General features: G+C 35.9%; 1 protein-coding gene. It reads left to right on the forward strand.

The window, feature by feature from the left end; genetic code table 11:
- The first annotated feature begins 80 nt into the window (after window positions 1–80).
- A complete protein-coding gene (locus tag AB1630_12885) occupies window positions 81–1,769 on the forward strand; it encodes a DUF2723 domain-containing protein (GenBank protein MEW6104685.1) in 1,689 nt (562 codons plus the stop codon).
- The last annotated feature ends 101 nt before the right edge of the window (window positions 1,770–1,870 follow it).

Consider the following 1,870-nt stretch of genomic DNA (forward strand, 5'->3'; position numbering starts at 1 on the left):
GATATATTTAAGGAATACGGAGTTTCTACAAACTTAGAGTATGAGGATTACCTAGTGGGGTTAAATGGATTAAGAATGGTATGGTAAAAAATAAAGAGCCATTTAAGACAAAGGATTACATATTTGGCATTTTTGTTTTCTTTGTTTCATTCGGCATTTATCTTCATACCCTAACCCCGACCATTGGGTTTCATGATTCAGGTGAGCTAATAACCTGTGCTTGGACATTAGGCATCGCCCATCCCCCAGGCTATCCCCTCTATACCTTGCTGGGTAAGGTTTTTATAACCTTAATCCCTATTGGAAACATTGCCTTTCGGATGAATATGGAATCAGCCCTCTTTGCCTCTTTGGCAGTAATGATGGTTTATTTCATCACCTTAAAACTGAGCACCAGAGCACCAGAGCACCAGAGCACCAGAATAATTCCTTCCCTTGTAGCAAGCCTAACCCTTGCCTTCTCCCTAACCTTCTGGGAACAAGCTGTCATTGCCGAGAAATACACCCTAAATGCTTTCTTTGCCACCTTAATTATCTTTATCCTCCTTAAATGGCAAGACTCCCGACTCAAGACTCCAGACCCCCGACCTCTTTATTTGTTTTCCTTTATTCTAAGCTTAAGTTTCACCCACCACTTCCAAACAATCTACCTTGTGCCGGCAAGCATTTTCTTTATTCTGGCTATGTCTTTTCAGAATAGAATTAAAGCTCAAAAGAAAAAGAGAGGCACTTTTATCTTAAAAATCAAATCTCATATCTTAAACCTTATAAACCTTCCTTATAGAATGGGGCTTTCACCTTCTACTATCCTAAAGATGTTCCTTCTCTTTTTTCTTCCCCTTTTCTTATGGACATATCTGCCTTTAAGGGCAGGTCAAAATCCTATACTTAATTGGGGAGACCCGAAAACTCTTGATAATTTCATCATTCATATCCTTGCCAAAAGTTATACTGGATATTTTTCATCCGTTAAAGAATCCATAATCCGCTTTAGCTCTCATTTAAACTTTTTCTCCTTACAATTTAGCAAATATATCTTATGGATTTCCCTTTTTTCAATACCATTTTTCTTAAAAAGAAAGGTCTTATTTCTCTTTTTTCTTTTAATCTTTATCGTCAATAGCCTACATTCAATAAGATATACCATTGTCAATATCTGTGATTACTATATCCCCTCATTTATCCTTACCTCTATCCTCATTGGACTTGGTTTGTCTTTGTTTGCCAGATTTATTCCCTTTTTATCATTTTTTCTTCCTTTTCTTATTCTTCTTCCCCTTCATTTAAACCATTTCCAAAACAATAGAGCTAGATTCTTCTATAGCTACGACTATGGGATGAATATCTTAAGGCCATTAAAGAAAGAAGCAATTATCCTTTGTTATGGTGATTATGATGCATTCTCCCTTTATTACCTTCAGTATGGAGAAGAAAGAAGAAATGATACATCCAACCTTGTTTGGATGTTTTTAGGCTGTGATTGGCATATTGAGGCTATAAAGAAAAGCCATCCCAATATAGCTTTTCCATTTAACCCTATTCCTTACAAAGAATTAAAATACTATAATTTAGGAGAGGTAATAAATGAAAGGTTAAATGGGATAATAACAAGCAATTTTGAGAAATTTCCTTTTTATGTTGGGCCAGGAGTAGATAGAGAAAGAGGTATTCGTGAAAACTTTTTGCTTCTTCCAGAAGGGGCATTCTTTAGATTATTTTCCAAATACCTTGATAAAAAAAGATGGCTCATCGTGAATTATGGTGCATGAGGATAGGGATAGGGTTTAAAGACACCCATAGAGGAACATCCTTGAATAATCTTTAGCTTCATATACTCCTTATCCCTATAACCATATGCCCTTCTGATAAT

The sequence above is a fragment of the bacterium genome (assembly GCA_040753555.1).
In the GTDB taxonomy this organism is placed as follows: Bacteria; UBA9089; UBA9088; order UBA9088; family UBA9088; genus JBFLYE01.